This is a genomic window from Idiomarina sp. Sol25 (assembly GCF_033052775.1).
Lineage (GTDB): Bacteria > Pseudomonadota > Gammaproteobacteria > Enterobacterales > Alteromonadaceae > Idiomarina.
Genome location: NZ_JAUPEW010000054.1, coordinates 1 through 383 on the forward strand (window position 1 = coordinate 1; position 383 = coordinate 383).

At 52.7% G+C, this 383-nt stretch carries 1 protein-coding gene; it reads left to right on the forward strand.

Going from position 1 to position 383, the window contains the following annotated elements; all coding sequences use genetic code 11:
• Positions 1 to 383: ABC transporter permease (locus Q5L94_RS13430; protein WP_317498868.1), on the forward strand; the 383-nt coding region annotated here is incomplete at both ends.

Sequence of the window (383 nt, forward strand, 5' to 3'; positions counted from 1 at the left end):
TATGTCGATGCGCTTCTAGCGCGGGGCATCCTTGCCATCCTAACCCAACTCATGGTGTCGGGGATTGTGTTCTGGATCATCTTCACGATTGAGGACATCCGCGTCATTATGGATTTTGTGCCGATACTACAGGCGTTTGGAGGGGTGGTGCTGTTGTCGATGGGCGTGGGAACTTTCAACGCCTACATGAGCTTTTCGTTTCCGGTCTACAAGACAGTCTGGAGCATCGCGACGCGGCCGCTCATGCTGGTGTCGGGGATTTTCTATATTTACGAAGACTTGCCGCTGTTTGCCCAGAATATCCTCGGGTTCAACCCTCAGATCCATCTGGGGGGGGTGATGCGTACGGGGTTTTATGCCAGCTATGACACCAGCTATATTTC